A 1209-nucleotide genomic window follows, 5' to 3' on the forward strand; every position below is an offset into this window, starting at 1 on the left:
CACAAATCCGACCGCGCTGGCGAGTCGGAGATTGACTGGAGGAGGGAACGTGATAGAACCAGTGAAAGTGCGCTGAGTCGGTCGGATTGGGTGTGCTGGAACGTTCGACTAAAAATGAGGATTTTCCTGATGCTCTCTGTATCCTCCCTATTGGTATGCTCTAATAGTTGCGAACGAGAAGCTTCAGGGTCCAAAGCGATTACTGAATCCGCCCAATTTGACGAACAAATTACTGCTCTTGATCTACGAGAGAAGGACGCTGAGCTTGCAGAGCTGAGAAATGAGCTTAAGCAGCTTAGGTCTGAATTTCGCATTCTTGAAGACGAATTAATTGTCGAAGCTAGATCTAGGCTTACTGCAATTGAGTCAAATCATGCAGAGGCAATTCGTATTGAGCAAGAAAGGTATGAATTGCTGGAGATTTTACAGAACGCTGATCGTGAATTTGCAGAGAAGGTCGAGAAGGAGGTTCAACGAAACAAGGAATTCTTAGACGCCGTAGCGGCAACAGATCCTGGTTTTGCATTTACAGATGCGAAAAGTTACGTCGAACAGATCAAGATACTTCTCCTAGAGGTGTCCGAAGGAAACAAGGCGCTACGTGCCGAACTTGAGGCTTTGGAGGCATCGGACTGAACCGGTGTCGAACAATGCGCCGCTGCCAAACCCGACCGCGCTGGCGAGTTGGCAATTGACAGCATATTTGTGGGCTGTAGAACTAGTGAAGGCTAGCTGAACGGTCGGTTTGGCAGGGCTAGAACGTTCGCTTAGAATCGTATTATTAGGACGATTTTTTCAGCTTTGACGAGACAGTGGAACGTTGGATTTATCGAGGTGAACTCCAAGTTGGCTCCTCGGATTTGTTCCAGATGGTTTGATTGGATCGACGTTGGTTTCGAGGTCAACGATGAGGTGAGATTGGCCAGGCAGGTGAGGGAATGTGGGCAGGTTATTGTTGTCGTCACGAAGTTTTGACGACGTCCGGTGACAAGGCTTTGTTCCTCAGGCGACAGGGATGGTTTTACTGACGAGGCTCGAACGAGGGCTTCCCGTCATAGAAGTTTCGGCGGTCTTCGAAGAGCTCGGATATTGCTATATTTTAGCAGCGAACAATGCGCAGCACCACAAATCCGACCGCGCTGGCGAGTCGGAGATTGACTGGAGGAGGGAACGTGATAGAACCAGTGAAAGTGCGCTGAGTCGGTCGGA

The 1209-nt window shown here is 49.3% G+C and carries 1 protein-coding gene; it reads left to right on the forward strand.

What is annotated here, in order from left to right; translation table 11 throughout:
* Nucleotides 1-636: hypothetical protein (locus IE099_RS20515; protein ID WP_229809625.1), on the forward strand; the 636-nt coding region annotated here is incomplete at its 5' end.
* Between the last annotated feature and the right edge of the window lie 573 nt (nt 637-1209).

The organism is Roseibacillus persicicus, assembly GCF_014651675.1.
GTDB lineage: Bacteria > Verrucomicrobiota > Verrucomicrobiia > Verrucomicrobiales > Akkermansiaceae > Roseibacillus > Roseibacillus persicicus.